Below are 15385 nucleotides of genomic sequence, written 5' to 3'. Positions count from 1 at the left end.
CTCGTTGGATCCTCATGCTGATCCTTGCGATGGCGATCGCCGCGGTCTTCGTGCTCCTCAGCCAGTGGCAGTTCAACTCGTCGCGAGAGACCGCCCCGCCCGCGCCGAGTACCACCGAGAACATCCGTCCCCTGACCGACGTCCTTGAGCCCATGAGCCCCCTCTACGCGACCGTCGCCGACCAGATGGTCTCGCTCGACGGCGAGTTCCTGCCCGGCACCAGAATCCTCGTCCAGGACCGGTTGCTCGAGGGCGAGGAAGGGCTGTGGGTCGTCCAGGGCTTCGCCGTCGACGGGGCGGAGGACCAGGCTCCCGGCGAGATCCCCGTCATCCCCGTCGTCCTCGGCTGGGTACCCACGGCGGACGACGGAGCGGCCGTGGCGGAGCAGCAGGGCGCGGCCCGGGTGGTCGGTCGCCTGCTGCCGCCCGAGGCGCCCGAGGTGCAGCGGCCGGTGGAGGGGCAGGTCCCCTCGCTGGCCACGGCGGAGCTCTCCAACCTCTGGGACCGGTCCTCCTACGCAGCCTTCGTCGTGGCCTCGGACATCACCGTCGGCGGCGCCGGGATCCCCTTCGCGGCCGACATGGAGCGCGTCCTGGTCGGTCCGCAGCCGCAGGAGACACCCATCAACTGGCTCAACATCTTCTATGCCATCGAATGGGTCGTCTTCGCCGGATTCGCGTTCTTCCTCTGGTGGCGGCTCGTGGCCGACGATCACCGCCGCACCCTCGAGGACGAAGCCGACGCAGCGGAGGCGGCAGCCGAAGCGCACGCCGTCCATGCTGACGGCCCCGTCGTCGTCCCCTCCACCCGTCCCGTAACCGATCCCGAAAGCGGTGCACACCGTGACTGAACCTGCCCTCGACCCGACTGCCGGATCCGGAGGCCCACGCTCCAAGGGCACGCCGAAGAGGCGGTTCGGTGGAACCCACGCGCAGATCCGCTCGGCGTTGGCGTTCTACAGGGTGCTGGCCTACGCCACGGGCGTCATGCTGCTGCTCGTCGTCGTCGAGATGGTCGCGAAGTACGGATACGGGTCCGAGATCGTGGCCGGCGGTGGCGCCGCAATCCAGTTCCTGCCCGAGACCGTCGCCGAGACCGCCGGCGGATTCAACCTGTCCACCGCGGTGCTGATCGTGCACGGCTGGCTCTACGTGGTCTACCTCATCGCGGACTTCCGGCTGTGGCAGTTCCTGCGGTGGCCATTCAGCCGTTTCGTCCTGATCGCGCTCGGCGGCGTGGTGCCCCTGCTCTCGTTCTTCGTGGAGAAGCGGATCCACCGCCAGGCGGAGCAGGACCTCAGGGAGCACCCCGAGGCCGCCTCCCGCTACTGAGCCGTTCCGTCCGCACTGCCGTCGCCCGTCCGACGGTCGCCATCGGTTCCTTCCCGACGTCGTCCCGAAGATGTGCGAGGCCCGTGCCCGCGGACTATTGTTGATGGGTGACTACCCCCGAGAACGGCTCTGAACACCGCCCTGTCCTCGTCGTGGACTACGGCGCACAGTACGCCCAGCTGATCGCACGCCGCGTCCGCGAGGCCGATGTCTACTCCGAGATCGTCCCGCACACGCTCAGCACCGAGCAGATCCTCGCGAAGAACCCCGTGGCGATCATCCTCTCGGGCGGCCCCTCCAGCGTCTACGCGGAGGGCGCCCCGCGTGTCGAGCGCGACCTGTTCGAGGCCGGCGTGCCCGTCCTGGGGATCTGCTACGGCTTCCAGGCCATGGCCTCCGCGCTCGGTGGTACCGTCGCGAAGACCGGCCTGCGGGAGTACGGGGCCACGGATGTGCGGTCGGACGGCGAGTCGCGCTCCATCCTCAGCGGGACACCGGATCAGCAGAACGCCTGGATGAGCCACGGCGACAGCGTCCAGGCCGCCCCCGAGGGGTTCGACGTCCTCGCCAGCACGGCCGGTGCCCCGGTCGCCGCCTTCGCGAACGAGGAGAAGGGCCTCTACGGCGTGCAGTGGCACCCCGAGGTGAAGCATTCGCAGCACGGCCAGGCCGTGATCGAGAACTTCCTCTTCCGGGGCGCGCGGCTCGACCCGAACTGGACCACCCGCAACATCCTCGAGGAGCAGGTGGAGCGCATCCGCGAACAGATCGGCGACGCACGCGTCATCTGCGGGCTCTCCGGCGGTGTCGACTCGGCAGTCGCCGCTGCGCTCGTTCAGCGGGCCGTGGGCGATCAGCTCACCTGCGTCTTCGTGGATCACGGCCTTCTCCGCGAGGGTGAGGCCGAGCAGGTCGAGCGCGACTTCGTGGCCGCGACCGGCGTCAAGCTGTACGTCGCGAACGAGCAGAAGCGATTCCTCGACGCGCTGGCCGGCGTCTCCGACCCCGAGACCAAGCGCAAGATCATCGGCCGCGAGTTCATCCGGGCGTTCGAGGAGGCCGAGCGTGCCATCATGCGCGAGGCCGAGGCCGAGGGCGAGCCCATCCGGTTCCTCGTCCAGGGGACGCTCTATCCCGACGTCGTCGAATCCGGCGGAGGCGAGGGTGCCGCCAACATCAAGAGTCACCACAACGTCGGGGGCCTGCCCGAGGACCTTCAGTTCGAGCTCGTCGAACCGCTCCGGACGCTCTTCAAGGACGAGGTGCGCGCGGTGGGCGCCCAGCTCGGGCTGCCCGCGGAGATCGTCGGACGCCAGCCGTTCCCCGGCCCCGGGCTCGGTATCCGGATCGTCGGAGAGGTCACGGAGGAGCGCCTCGAGCTCCTGCGCAAGGCCGATGCGATCGCCCGCGCCGAGCTCACGGCGGCCGGGCTCGACAACGAGGTGTGGCAGATGCCCGTGGTCCTGCTCGCGGACGTGCGCAGCGTGGGCGTCCAGGGCGACGGGCGCACGTACGGGCATCCGATCGTCCTGCGTCCGGTCTCCAGCGAGGACGCCATGACGGCGGACTGGTCGCGGCTGCCGTACGATCTGCTGGCTCGGATCTCGAACCGGATCACCAACGAGGTGGACGGTGTCAACCGCGTGGTGCTCGATGTGACCAGCAAGCCGCCGGGAACCATCGAATGGGAGTAGGCGGATCCCGGAGGCGGGGCAACCCACCTCCGGTCCGCCCGGGCCGCGTTGCTATCCGCGGGGTCCGTGCGCTTTTCGGATAGTTTGGAAGACATGCCCATCTGGTCGAGATCAGCACGTGATAATGCAGGGAAGAAGGCTGTCGTGCCGGAGCAGGACCAGCAGGATGCGCCGGAGATGTCGGTCGGCAGGCCGCAGGAGGATCCGCAGGACCGTCGGCAGGAGGTCCAGCCGGAGGTCCAGTCGGATCAGCAGCCGGCGCCGTCCGCTGGCACCCCGTCCGCTGACGAGCCGTCCGCTGACACGCCGTCCGCTGGCACCCCGTCCGCCGAGACGCCGTCCGCCGACGAGCCGTCAGCCGGCACGCCGTCCGCCGACAGGTCCGCCGAAGAGTCCCTCGTGCCCTGGCTCGAGGGGCTCGGCCCGCAGGCCAGCGGAGACACCCTGCTCCACTTCCGGCCCTCGGCCGGCACGAGCATCGATCTGACGCACGCCCACCCGTCCGGACTGGCCCAGCTCCTCGCCGGGCGGCGCACGCGGCTGTCGACCCTGCTGCGCGACCCCGTGCAGTACAGCGCGGCCAAGGCCGCCGCCCGCGCCCTGCGTGCGAAGATCTTCGAGCTCGGGACCGAGCGGGGGATCGATGTGGGCTACCTCGCCGCGGGAACCGCATCGTGGCGTGCGGTGGACGACTCGGGTCGCTCCGAGACCCTGAACGCGCCCGTGCTCCTCACAGCGGTGTCCCTCACGGTCCACCCCTCGCAGGACGACTACGAGCTGCAGATCACGGAGCAGGCCCGGATGAACCCGGCGCTCGTGCGCCACCTGCGCCATCACCAGGGCCTGCAGGTGGATCCGGCCGGTATCGCCCGGCTGGCCTACGGCACGGCCCGCTTCGACCCCCACCCCGTCCTCGAGCGCATGCGAGCGCTGAGCGAGGGCGTCCGCGGGATGTCCGTCGAGCACCGGATCCTGGTCGCGACGTTCGCCGACCTCGCCGGTGTCACCGGTGACCCGGCCCTCCGCAGCGACCACCCGATCCTCGCCGCGCTGCTGGCCGCCGCCACCGGCGAGGGGGAGACTGCTCCGACGCTCGCCGCCGCGGCGGACGGACTCTCCTTCCCTCCTGCCGACGAGCGGGAGCCGGCCGACGAACTCCTGGTCCTCGACGCCGACCGCGCCCAGCAGGATGTGCTCGACCTCGTCACGGCGGGTGTCAGCATCGCCGTCGCCACTCCTCCCGGAACAGGCCAGACCCAGACCGCGCTGAACGTCGCGGCGCGGTCGGCGGCCGCCGGCAGGCGGGTGATCGTCGCAGCGGAACGCCGAGGCACCCTCAACGAGTTCGTGCAGGACCTCGACGGCCTCGATCTCGGGTCCCTCGTGCTCCAGGTGGGCAGCCAGACCGGACCTGCACAGCTGCGCGAAGCCGTCGTCCGCGCGCTGGTCCGCAACGAGAAAGCCGTCGAGCCGGAGCTCGGGACCCTCCACGCCACCCTGACCGGGCACCGTCACCAGCTGATGGAACATGTCCGGAGTCTCCACAACATCCGCAGCCGGTGGGGGTGCTCGCCCTACCAGGCCATGCAGTCCCTGGCGGGACTCACGGCGCTCGATCCCGCGCCGTCGACCACCGTGCGGCTCAAGCGGAGTGTGCTGGACTCGATCGCCGACCGCAAGGAATTGACGGAGCGCCTCCAGCGGGCCGCCGAGCTGGGCAGTTTCAGCAAGGCGTCGACCGAGAGCCCCTGGTACGGGGCGCAGCTGCTGAACCGCAAGGAGACCGAGCACGCCCACGCCCTGGCCGAGCAGCTCGCCACGGGGATCCCCGACCTCCGCGGCAAGGTGCAGCGCGTCGCCGAACACTCGCACATCACGCTCGGTGCAACCTTCAGGGAATGGGGCGAGCAGCTCGAACTCCTCGTCGCCGTCCGGGGGAGCCTCGACAAGTTCACACCCGATATCTTCGACCGTCCGGTGACCGACCTCATCTCCGCGACGGCGCCGTCGTCGTGGCGCAAGGAGCGCGACATCGAGATGAGCTCGATGACGCGGTCCCGCCTACGGCGCGTGGCCAAGGAGTACATCCGGCCCGGCGTCCACATCTCGGACCTCCACACCTCCCTTCTCGAGGTGCAGCAGCAGCGCACGCTCTGGACCCGATACGCGCTGACCGAACGGCATCCGCAGGTCCCGACGGGACTCGCGGAGATCCATTCCTCCTACCGGGCGGTCGACGAGCGGCTGGCGGAGCTGACCGCGATCCTGCGGACGACCTCGGGTCGCCCCGACCTCGCGGCGCTCGACCTCGACAGCCTCGAAGCGCTCCTCCGCGACCTCGCCGGTGACAGTGACACCCTGGAGACCCTGCCGGAGCGCACCCTGCTGCTCGACGAGATGCGCGAGCAGGGACTGGCCGATCTCCTCGCTGACCTCGCCGCACGGGAGATCCCCGCCGAACGCGTGGGTTCGGAACTGGAACTCGCCTGGTGGCAGTCCGCCCTGGAAGCGATGATCAGCGGGGACGACTACCTCGCGATGTCCGACGGCGACAGCCTGCGCAGGCTGGAGGCCGAGTACCGTCTCGCGGACAACGCCCACATCGCCTCCGGGCCCGCCCGGATCCGCTGGACCCTCGCCGAACGCTGGCGCACCGCCGTGGAGGCTCACCCGGAGGATGCCGGACGCCTGCGGCAGGAGCTCAAGGACGGCACCCTGACCCTCGAGGTCTTCGCGGGCCTCCACCAGGACCTGGTCGCGGCGCTCCTGCCCGTCTGGGCGGTCAGCCCGCTGACGATCAGGGGTGCGGTGCCCGACGGCTACTCCTTCGATGCCGCCGTCATCCTCGATGGCGAGTCGATGTCCCTGCAGAGCGCGGTGCCCTGCATCGCACGGTCGGCGCAGGTCGTGGTCTTCGGCGACGACCGCCTCGCGGGGCCCACACGCTTCAGCATCGAGGTGCAGTCCGCCGATCGCGCGTCCACCCTCGAGCCGCTCCCGAGCGCGTTCGACTCGCTCCGCGAGGTGCTGCCCGTGCGCGGGCTCACCGAGATCTACCGCGGGGTGGATCGCGGCCTCGATACGTACCTCAGCGAATCCTTCTACGGCGGCAAGCTGTCGCGGCTGCCCCAGGCCTCGGAGGTGACGGGGGAGGGCCGCGGGCTCGTGGTCGAGTACCTGCCCAACGGCACGGGCATGCCGAGTTCGGAGCACGACGGCGTGGAGAGCGTCGCCGTCGAGGTGAATCGGGTCGTGGAACTCGTCTTCGAGCACATCCGCCGCCGCCCGAGCTTCTCGCTGGCCGTCGTGACGGCCAGCGCTCGGCACGCTGCCCGGGTGGGGGAGGCGATCCGCCTGCAGATGGCGGAGTTCCCGTGGGCCGCGGACTTCTTCGTCCCCGGACGGGAGTCCTTCCGCGTGGTCCCCGTCGAGCGTGCCGGTGGGCTCGTGCGCGATGACATCATCTTCTCCCTCGGCTACGGCCGCACCCCCCACGGACGTACCCTGCATTCGTTCGGCCCGCTGTCCGGGCCCGACGGTCGCCGGAACTTCGTCATGGCGATGACCCGGGCGCGGCACCTGCAGCACGTGCTGACCTGCTTCGAACCGTCCGATCTGGACCCGGACCGGCTCACCACGGGAGCGCTGGATTTCTTCGAACTGCTCCAGCGTGAACTCGGTGGTGGTCCGGGGCACGCCCCTGCTGCCTCGGGCGGCAACGAGGACCCCCTGGTGGCGGACCTCGTGGACCGGTTGCGGTACCGGGGCGCCGAGGTGCGGGACCACTACGCCGGTGTCCTCGACATCGTCGCGGTGCGGCCCGCGGATCTCCGCCCGGACGGAAGCGCCGCCGCGGTGCAGGACGAGCGCCCCGCCCCGCTGGCCATCGAGTCCGACGGCACCGGCCGGTACGGCGCGATGACCGTGCGGGAGCGGAGCAGGCTGCGCCCCCAGGTCCTCGAGCGGATGGGGTGGCGGTACATGCCGTTGTGGACCATCGAGGTCTTCACCGACCCGGACGGATGCGCCGAACGGGCCGCGGCCCTGATCGGGCTTCCCCCGCGGAACACCTCCGACCAGCCGAGGACGCGAAAGGACGCCGCCAGGATGCGGAAGGACGAGCAGCACCCGGGCCGCGGGGCGAACGTGGGCCGGGAACCCGGCGAGGGGGACGACGCGGCCCCGGCAGTCCCGACGACAGCCGCCGAGGACGACCCGCGTTCGTGGGGCGACACCGAGGACAACCACGACGAATGGCTGAAGGAGCAGCGTCCGCCGCACTGGGGCTGACGGGTCGTATCGGCGCTCCCTGCACGTGCGCAGGCCGGGTGCAGGAGAGGGGACGACAGCCCGGCCATCGTGACCGGTCACGGAGCCGAGGTCAGTACGAGGTGGACATCGCCCGAGCTGGAGGACCCGGCGAGGGCCGCGGCGTCGTCCGCCTGCGCGGCCACGACCACGAGGCCGCCGTCGTCGTCGGCGCCGGGCCACGTGCTGCCGCCGCCTATCGGCGCGGTCCACAGGACCGCGACGGAGCGCGCCAGGACCGTCGAGTCGGCTGCGACGTCATAGCCGTTGCCGGTACTGAGGATGACGTCGACGAGCTGCCCGGGAGCCAGCAGCTGGACCGTCGCGGGGTCCGAGGGCCGGAGGGGGACGGCGACCGTGCCGGCCGTCGTGCCGGTCAGCAGCCCATCGCCCACGAGGGCGGTCGCGGGCACCGGCGCGCCCTGGGACAGGGGCGCGGCCAGCTGCTGGCCGATCACCTGCAGGGGCCGATCGAAGGTGTCGCCCGGAACCGCCTGCTCGGGGAGGGTGGTCAGGGCCACGTCCGCCTCGGTCAGGACCGTCCCGATGGACAGGTCACGTGAGGCACTGACGACAGTCCTTGTCCGATAGTCGTCGCCGACGGCCGCCTCCACCGCGACGCCGGCTGCCGCACTGAGGAGCAGGCAGCAGAGCAGCCGCTTACGGCGGTGCACCAGCCTGCGGAGGCGGGAGCGGAGCGGAACGCCTGCAGGGCGGGTCGACGTCATGCACGGACCCTAGGCGGGAAGCCGTGTCACCGGGCCCGGCCGGACGCTATGTGGACATCATCGGTGGCCGCGGTGTGCCGAGCGGCAGCTCGGTGCCGGGGAAGCGCCGCGGGCGGCAGCTCAGGACGCGGCTGCCGCAGCCCCGCTGCTGGTTGCTCCCGCGGTGCTCGGAGACGCGGTGGAGGACGAGCTGGATGCCGTCGAGCTCGACGCGTCGGAGGTCGGCTTCGCAGCGGAGCTCGCGGAGCTCGCGGAGCTCGAGCCGGCGTCCGTGCTGGTCTTCGTGTCCCGGGAGTCGTTGCGGTAGAAGCCCGAGCCCTTGAAGACGACGCCCACGCTGTTGAACTTCTTGCGCAGCGATCCGCCGCACTCGGGGCACACCGTGAGCGAGTCGTCGGAGAACGACTGCTGGATGTCGAAGGCGTGGCCGCAGTCCTTGCAGGCATAGGCGTACATGGGCATGGAAATCCTCCTGGACGAACAACGTGGTCCCCGGATGGCTCACCGACACTGCTTTGGCACTCTCCGGGGTCGAGTGCCAGTCTACACTGCGCGGTCTCGGGTCCCGAAGCGCAGCAGCCCGTCGGGCGTGAAGGCGCCACCCAGAGGCTGGTCGTAGGGCTCGGAGGGGACGGCGCCGGCGGGAAGGACCTCGGTCCGGTACACCATGCCCAGCCGCGGGACCGCCCCCGGTCCGTCCAGGGGACGGTCGGCCAGGAACCGGTCGTAGTAGCCCCCGCCCTGACCGATCCGGTTGCCCGTCCGGTCCACGCCGAGGGCGGGTACCAGGATGAGGCCCACGTCCGGCAGGTCGTCGAATGCGAGCCTCGGACCGACGGGCTCCTGGACGGGAGCGCGGACGGACCGCTGCAGCGCGACGCCGGGGACCCAGCGGACCCAGGACAGGCGGTAGGCGGGCTCGCAGACGGGCACGACGACGCCGAAACCGAGGCGGTGCAGTTCTCCGACGAGCCGTTCCGTGGCCGGTTCCGGGTCGACGCCGAGGTACGCGGCGACCGTCGGCAGGGGAGAGTCGAGGCGCCCGGCGGGCCGGTATCGGTCGGAGAGGTACTGCACCACGACCCGGCGCAGGCCGTCCGACTGGTCCTCCCGGTCCGAGGCCTGCAGGGTCGCCCGGGAGGCGCGGAGGGATGCGCGCAGGCCGGCCTTGTCCGTATCACGAGCTGAAGCGGTCATTCCACCATTGTGCGCAGCGCCCGAGGAATCCAGTGCCTTTTATGTAATGTGGTGCTCATGACTCTGCAATCACGTGTGACGAAGGCCGTTATTCCTGCGGCCGGTCTGGGGACCCGCTTCCTTCCAGCCACCAAGGCCATGCCGAAGGAAATGCTTCCTGTCGTCGACAAGCCGGCCATCCAGTACGTCGTCCAGGAGGCCGTCGACGCCGGACTGTCCGACGTCCTGATGATCACCGGGCGTAACAAAAGGGCCCTCGAGGACCACTTCGACCGCGTGCCGTTCATCGAGCAGACGCTCGAGGCCAAGGGCGATCACGACAAGCTGGCAGCGGTGCGCCGCCCCTCCGAGCTCGGTGACATCCACTACCTCCGCCAGGGCGACCCGAAGGGCCTCGGGCACGCCGTCCTCCGCGCCAAGCTGCACGTCAACAACGAGCCGTTCGCCGTCCTGCTCGGTGACGACCTGATCGACGAACGCGATTCCCTGCTCGAGACCATGATCGAGGTCCAGGCCCGGACCGGCGGCTCCGTGATCGCCCTCATCGAGGTGGACCCCGAGCAGATCAGCGCCTACGGCTGCGCCGACATCACGGCGATCGACGGCGAGAGCCACGTGCGCGTGAACCAGCTCGTCGAGAAGCCGTCCGTCGAGGATGCGCCGTCGAACCTGGCCGTGATCGGACGCTACGTCCTCCACCCGCGGGTCTTCGAGGTCCTGGAGACCACGAAGCCCGGTCGGGGCGACGAGATCCAGCTGACCGACGCACTGCAGACCCTCGCAGCAGCCGACGGGGAAGGCTCCGGCGTGTACGGCGTCGTCTTCCGCGGCCGCCGGTACGACACCGGCGACAAGCTGAGCTACCTGAAGGCCGTCGTGACCCTGGCGTCGGAGCGCGAAGACCTCGGTCCGGACCTCCGTGCCTGGATCAAGGACTTCAGCAAAGAGCTCTCGGACTAGCACGCCGTGTGGTCGGCAGCCAGCTGGCCCGTGACCCTCAGGACCGGATCCCTGGTCCTGAGGCCCATCCGCCACCGCGACAAGGCGGCGTGGACGGCCCTGCGCCGCCGCAACGCCCCGTGGCTGGCGCCCTGGGAGGCCTCGAATCCTGATCCGAACGGTTTCCTCCCCACCTATCACCAGATGGTGCGGTCGCTGACGTCCCAGGCCAGGGCCGGCTCGGCGCTGCCGTTCCTGATCACCGAGCAGGGCCCCGGTTCACGCGACGCCCGGCTCGTGGGGCAACTGACGGTCTCGGGGATCACCTGGGGCTCGGCGATGTCGGCCACGCTCGGGTACTGGGTCGATTCCGAGCGGGCCGGACGGGGGATCGCGCCGACGGCCGTGGCCCTCGCGACCGACTACTGCTTCGGTGATCTCGGTCTGCACCGGATGGAGATCAACATCCGCCCGGAGAACCGGGCCAGCCTGCGGGTGGTCGAGAAGCTGCACTTCCGGGATGAGGGCCTCCGCCCGCGCTACCTCCACATCGCGGGGCAGTGGGCGGACCACAGGAGCTTCGCCCTGACGGCGGAGGAGGTCCCGCGCGGGCTGCTGTCACCGTGGCTCGAGGGTGGGACTCCCCGTCCGGGCTGACGGATCCAATTCCGGAAGGAGCATATTAGGCTCCGACACACCGGCGGCAATGCCGGAGTCGTGGTACGACTGCTTCTACGGTTCTAAGTGTGGTCTTCTCCCTGGACAGCTCGTTGGTGCTCGCCGCAGTCGTCGGCGTGTGGCTGCTCTGGGTGGCGCCGATCGTGCTGCGAAGGACCAGGCCGGCCACCGCCGGCAGTACACCCCGAATGCCGAGAGCCAGGACCGACGTCCCCGTGGAGAACATGATGACAAGTAACGCGCCGCACGACGATGCAGCCGCCACAGGGGACGACGCCCTGCCGCCGGCACGGACCACGCCGGATGCCGATGGTGCGCCCGCCCGCTCGGTGGCCCCCCGCACGATGACGGTGACGCCGTACCGGGGTCGCATGGCCGTGGCGGCCGTGGGCCTCGTCGCACTCGTAGCCACCCTGGTCACCTTCGCACTCGCCCTGTTCGGAGCCGTCTCGCTGCTCCTTCCCCTCGCGTGCATCGCAGTGGTGGCCCTCGCCGTGGCCGCACTGCGTCTCCTCGCCGTCCGTGGCCGGCAGGCTCGCGTCAACCGTGCGTTCGCCCACGCCATGGCGCCGGTCCGCGAGATGGCCCCGGAACGCTCCGCGGTGGTGCTGCCCGCACCTGCCGCGCCCAGACGCCCCACCACGCTGTTCGACGCCCAGGAGACTGCCGCGCGACCCTTGTCCGCCATGGAGCTGCGGACCGCGGCACTCGCCGTGGCGCACGGTTCGTCCGTCGTGGATGTCCGCGCAGCGGCGTCGTCCACCACCGTGGACGCTGCTCTCCCGCCGGCCGGTACGACGGCGTGGGCGCCTGTCGAGGTGCCTCGTCCCACCTACGTGGACGCTGCGAAGGCGGAACGCCAGGCTCCCGCCCCCCTGGATCTGCCGGAGGCCCCGAAGCCCTCCACGAAGACCCCCATCAAGGCCTCCGAAGCCGCGGCTCGGGTTGCCGAAGCAGCGGAGGACGCCGAGGCAGCGGCCGTCTCGGCTCCCATGACGGGACGCATCAATCTCGACGACGTCCTCCAGCGTCGCCGCGCCTGACGCCTCCGTCATGGGGGCAGCCGGGCCGCGCTCGATGACGGTCGCACGCATTTAGGTCCCGGATGAGGGCGAGGGACGTACGCATCATCAGCGAGCAGGAGACCATCGCTCTCCTTGCATCCGATGCGCCCGGAGAGCTCCTGCAGACCACGCTCGCCGCCGCGGGGTGGGACCTCCTCTCCTGGCGACCGGGCCCGGTCCACCACCGCCCCGGAGCGGGGGTGACGGGCGTCTTCTCCATCGAGGTCCGTATGTCCGGCCCGTCCGGTCGCGGGCGGGGGACACCCGTCCCGACCCACGCCTGCATCACCTCGTCAGCCATCCCGCAGCCCGGGAACCGCGTCTCCTCGTTCTCCCGCAGGGGAGCCGGCGCACTGTCCGTCTGGGTGCACCCAGCTGATCCGCAGCTGCCCGGACTGCCTCTGGCCCTCGACCCGGTGCGCGTCACCCCGTTCGCCTTCGGCCGCGGGCACGCCGCCGACGCGACGGTGCTCGACCTCAGGAGCTACCGTCCGCTCCGGCGCGCCGTGGTCCTCGCGGTCAATGGGAGCGACCGCCGCTACCTGAAGGTGCTCCGCGCCCGGACGGCAGGGCCGCTCGCCGAACGGCACCGCATGCTGCGGGCCGCAGGGGTGCCCGCGCCGGTCCTCGCAGGGGATCCCCTGCAGGATGTCGTCGCGATGCACCCGGCGCCGGGTACACCACTCGCGGAGCTCCTCATGCGGACCGGAGCGGCGGACGTCGATCCCCACGCGCTGGTGCGGGTGCTCACAGCTCTGCCCGCGGCCGTCCTCTCCTTGCCGGAGCGACCCCCATGGGCGGCGCGGGTCCGGGACTACGCCGAGGGAGCGGTCGCGGCATTGCCCTCGGAGGCGGATCGCATTCGTCGCATCGCCAAAGGCATCGACCATGCGGTGCGTTCGACCGACGCCGGACCGCTGGTGCCCACGCACGGTGACTTCTACGAGGGCAATCTGCTGATGACGGACGGAGCCGTATCGGGACTCCTCGACGTGGATGCGCTCGGCCCCGGACACCTCGTGGACGACCTCGCATGCTTCCTCGGCCACATCGCGGTCCTGCCCGGGCTGCATGCCGGCTACGAGCACGTCCCCCAGGCCCTGCTGCGATTCCTGCAGGCGTTCGACCAGCATGTGAACCCCGCCGCCCTCCGGAGCCGCGCCGCGGCGGTGAGCCTGACCCTCATCGCAGGAGCGCGACGCCAGGCGGTGAGCGAGGGCGGCGTCATCGAGGCGCTCTCACGGCTGGACGTGGCCGAGCAGTTCCTCGTGGAAGCGAGGATTCTCGGCGCGGGGCGGTAGCCCGGCGTCGCCCTGATCGGATCCCGTTCGTCAGGAGGCGTCCACCGCTGGATCAGGCAGATTTGGCATACACGGCTGCGCTCATGACCTCGTAACCCACGAACGTCTCGTCGTTCCCGACCCAGGCATCGTGACCGGCGGGGATCGAATAGGCGTCGCCGGCGTGGATGGTGGCGCGGGTGCCGTCCTCCATCTCCACCTCGAGCGTGCCGGCGGTACAGATCCCCACGTGGTCGTTCTGGCAACTCTCGGTATGCACCACGGTCTTGACGGTTTCGGACCATCGCCAGCCGGGCTCGAAGGTGAACCGGCCGATCGTGGTGTTGCCGAGGCTGACCACGTCGACCTTGGTCCTGGGTGGACGGCGCTTCTCATCGGGATCGTCGAACGATCTGGATGCAAGGGCGTTGACAGTGATTGCGGACATCGTGTCCTCCTCGATGGGTGGGTTCTGACCATGTGTCCGGAGGAGAGACCAGGCGCTCCGGTATGAGGGTTCGGCGGGGCCGGGCCGGGGCTGGGTCGAACACGTGCGAGCGAGGCTAACAGCCTGCTCCCGGGCGTAGCGGTTGTCAATGCCGTGCGCCGACTCCCTCGGGAGGCCCCACCGCATCCCGAGGACATGTGATCCTCTACCGGCGAGTAGGGCCGCCAAGGACCGTGGACGGCACGCCACGCACGAGGGGACGATCGGGCGTAGGATTTACTTAGGTTGTTTAACAGAGGGCAACTCAGGGGTACCCGCGGGGGTGCCGCCACCTGTACGTCTCCACGAGTCGTTCCGGGCATCCCCGGGGGTACGCCGAAGGTGAGGTCGCTTCGGGCGGACTCTCTGCTGGGATGCGATCCTCGTGTCGTCACCCTCGACCCCGTGACCACGCGCCGGTGATACCAACCGTGCTTGTTTTATTCTGTGGTGGTTCGAACTAGGCTCCTTGGACCGCGGCTCAGCAGAAGGCCATGAAGCGGCGATCGTGGAGTTCATCGTGAATCCTCGTGCCCCTGAACCGGATCAGCCGTGCACCACCGTCCTTCGAGCAGGACGGTCCCGTAGGGCCGGCACAGTCGGGGCCGAGCGACGACATACCATGGCCGGAGCGCTGGTGTACGCCGTCCGCGACGTCCTGCCCGCTGCCGGCGCATTGGACGCCAAGGCCATAGCGCTGGAGCTCGACAAGGGCCTTCGGGCCTCTTGGGGTGCGGATCACGGCATCACCACCAGCGAGATGCTCGCCACCGCCCGTGACATCAAGACCAGCATCGGAAAAGCAGCCCTCGATCAGCCTCGCGGCTGCGGTCCAAGGGCGCCGTGACGGCGGCTCGTTGGTCGTCTCACCCTGTCAGGGCGGGCGTGCGCCGTAACCACCATTCGCCGACGGCTACGTGCATCGTGAATGCGAGCCAGAACGCGACACCGAACAGCGTCGTGTCCGGGGTGGCCGGCGTCGTCCCGCCGGACATCACCTGCTCCACAGCCTCGAAGACCCCCACCCAGATCCTGATGGTTCCGACGCCGATGCCGACGGCGAATGCGCGGATCATCCAGCGCCGGTGGTGCCGTACGTCATCCCGCCGGATCGCCCGGAACGCGAGCACGAGGCAGGCCAGGAACCAGCAGCCGAACACGACCGTCGCGGCGGCCTCGGGTGCCCCTCCCCAGGCGTGGGGCACGCCGAAGAGCAGCGCGAACAGCCCGGCGACGAGCGCGCAGGTGAGCAGGACGCGCCCGAGGCGCCGGTGCGCGTCGTAGTGCCGGGTGCGGAACCGACGCGAGAGTTGCAGTGGCGCTCCTACGAGGTACACGACGCCCGGCGCTATATGGAGGTAGGCCAACCACGGGTGGGCGACGTATCGTTCGGCGAAGTCGTCGCCGGGTACGGTGCCCGCGAGGATGTCGGGCCCGTCGATCATCACCCGGATCGCCGTGAAGACCAGCACGATGGTGGTCAGTGCGCCGATCGCGACGGCGGCGCCACGTACGAGCCTCGGGTGCGCAATCGCTGCCTTCTCCGTCACGACCGGGAGTTTTGCACACGGTGTCCGGGCGGTCAATGCTCGGCATGGCGTACAGGGCGCCCGTGGACCAGGGACAACAAGCCTGCCTCCGACCCTATCGAGCCCTCCGGAACGGGCGTACGGTGATG

The 15385-nt window shown here is 70.3% G+C and carries 14 protein-coding genes; 9 read left to right on the top strand and 5 right to left on the bottom strand.

The genetic code is table 11. The features are described 5' to 3' along the window. Positions 1–14: 14 nt before the first annotated feature. From ACX80U_RS00810 to ACX80U_RS00795, 4 genes are all read left to right on the top strand, one after another. Positions 15–851: an SURF1 family protein gene (locus ACX80U_RS00810; RefSeq protein WP_459267108.1), complete on the top strand. Its 837-nt coding sequence runs from the start codon at positions 15–17 to the stop codon at positions 849–851. Beyond that, entirely contained in the window at positions 844–1332 is a 489-nt protein-coding gene (locus ACX80U_RS00805) for a DUF3817 domain-containing protein (RefSeq protein WP_459267107.1), read from the top strand. The genes ACX80U_RS00810 and ACX80U_RS00805 overlap by 8 nt, the downstream gene beginning before the upstream one ends. A 107-nt stretch (positions 1333–1439) precedes the next feature. Beyond that, positions 1440–3026 carry a glutamine-hydrolyzing GMP synthase gene (guaA, locus tag ACX80U_RS00800; protein WP_459267106.1) on the top strand — a complete coding sequence of 529 codons (1587 nt, stop codon included), beginning with the start codon at positions 1440–1442 and terminating at the stop codon, positions 3024–3026. A gap of 93 nt (positions 3027–3119) precedes the next feature. Further along, a complete protein-coding gene (locus tag ACX80U_RS00795; RefSeq protein ID WP_459267105.1) occupies positions 3120–7316 on the top strand; it encodes a DUF4011 domain-containing protein in 4197 nt (1398 codons plus the stop codon). 77 nt (positions 7317–7393) lie between these two features. Here the strand turns inward: ACX80U_RS00795 and ACX80U_RS00790 are convergent, their stop codons facing one another. The 3 genes from ACX80U_RS00790 to ACX80U_RS00780 all read right to left on the bottom strand — a co-directional run bounded on the left by ACX80U_RS00790 (position 7394) and on the right by ACX80U_RS00780 (position 9259). Next, positions 7394–8062, bottom strand: coding sequence for an RcpC/CpaB family pilus assembly protein (locus tag ACX80U_RS00790; protein WP_459267104.1), 669 nt, complete (start codon positions 8060–8062; stop codon positions 7394–7396). A gap of 120 nt (positions 8063–8182) precedes the next feature. Beyond that, positions 8183–8524 (bottom strand): FmdB family zinc ribbon protein, encoded by a 342-nt coding sequence (locus ACX80U_RS00785; protein ID WP_459267103.1) that lies wholly within the window; start codon positions 8522–8524, stop codon positions 8183–8185. 81 nt (positions 8525–8605) lie between these two features. Then, a complete protein-coding gene (locus tag ACX80U_RS00780; protein WP_459267102.1) occupies positions 8606–9259 on the bottom strand; it encodes a 5-formyltetrahydrofolate cyclo-ligase in 654 nt (217 codons plus the stop codon). 57 nt (positions 9260–9316) lie between these two features. On the opposite strand from ACX80U_RS00780, the gene galU reads away from it, so the two are divergent. The 4 genes from galU (at position 9317) to ACX80U_RS00760 (ending at position 13241) form a co-directional block, all read left to right on the top strand. Next, a complete protein-coding gene (gene galU / locus ACX80U_RS00775) occupies positions 9317–10219 on the top strand; it encodes a UTP--glucose-1-phosphate uridylyltransferase GalU (protein WP_133082533.1) in 903 nt (300 codons plus the stop codon). A gap of 30 nt (positions 10220–10249) precedes the next feature. Continuing rightward, positions 10250–10855 carry a GNAT family N-acetyltransferase gene (locus ACX80U_RS00770; protein WP_432206088.1) on the top strand — a complete coding sequence of 202 codons (606 nt, stop codon included), beginning with the start codon at positions 10250–10252 and terminating at the stop codon, positions 10853–10855. Positions 10856–10944: 89 nt separating this feature from the next. Then, positions 10945–11919: a hypothetical protein gene (locus tag ACX80U_RS00765; RefSeq protein WP_459267101.1), complete on the top strand. Its 975-nt coding sequence runs from the start codon at positions 10945–10947 to the stop codon at positions 11917–11919. Positions 11920–11981: 62 nt separating this feature from the next. Then, entirely contained in the window at positions 11982–13241 is a 1260-nt protein-coding gene (locus ACX80U_RS00760) for a phosphotransferase family protein (protein WP_459267100.1), read from the top strand. Between the two features lie 52 nt (positions 13242–13293). On the opposite strand, the gene ACX80U_RS00755 is transcribed toward ACX80U_RS00760, so the two are convergent. Further along, on the bottom strand, positions 13294–13668 hold the full coding sequence (locus ACX80U_RS00755; RefSeq protein ID WP_459267099.1) for a cupin domain-containing protein: 375 nt from the start codon (positions 13666–13668) through the stop codon (positions 13294–13296). Between the two features lie 661 nt (positions 13669–14329). On the opposite strand from ACX80U_RS00755, the gene ACX80U_RS00750 reads away from it, so the two are divergent. Then, positions 14330–14554 (top strand): hypothetical protein, encoded by a 225-nt coding sequence (locus ACX80U_RS00750; protein WP_459267098.1) that lies wholly within the window; start codon positions 14330–14332, stop codon positions 14552–14554. A 19-nt stretch (positions 14555–14573) separates the two neighbouring features. On the opposite strand, the gene ACX80U_RS00745 is transcribed toward ACX80U_RS00750, so the two are convergent. Further along, positions 14574–15257 carry a DUF2306 domain-containing protein gene (locus ACX80U_RS00745; RefSeq protein ID WP_459267097.1) on the bottom strand — a complete coding sequence of 228 codons (684 nt, stop codon included), beginning with the start codon at positions 15255–15257 and terminating at the stop codon, positions 14574–14576. Positions 15258–15385: the final 128 nt, after the last annotated feature.

It is taken from the genome of Arthrobacter sp. TmT3-37, from assembly GCF_054510835.1.
The sequence above is the reverse complement of the archived record's forward strand: the minus strand, read 5'-3'. Positions and strand labels throughout refer to the sequence as shown.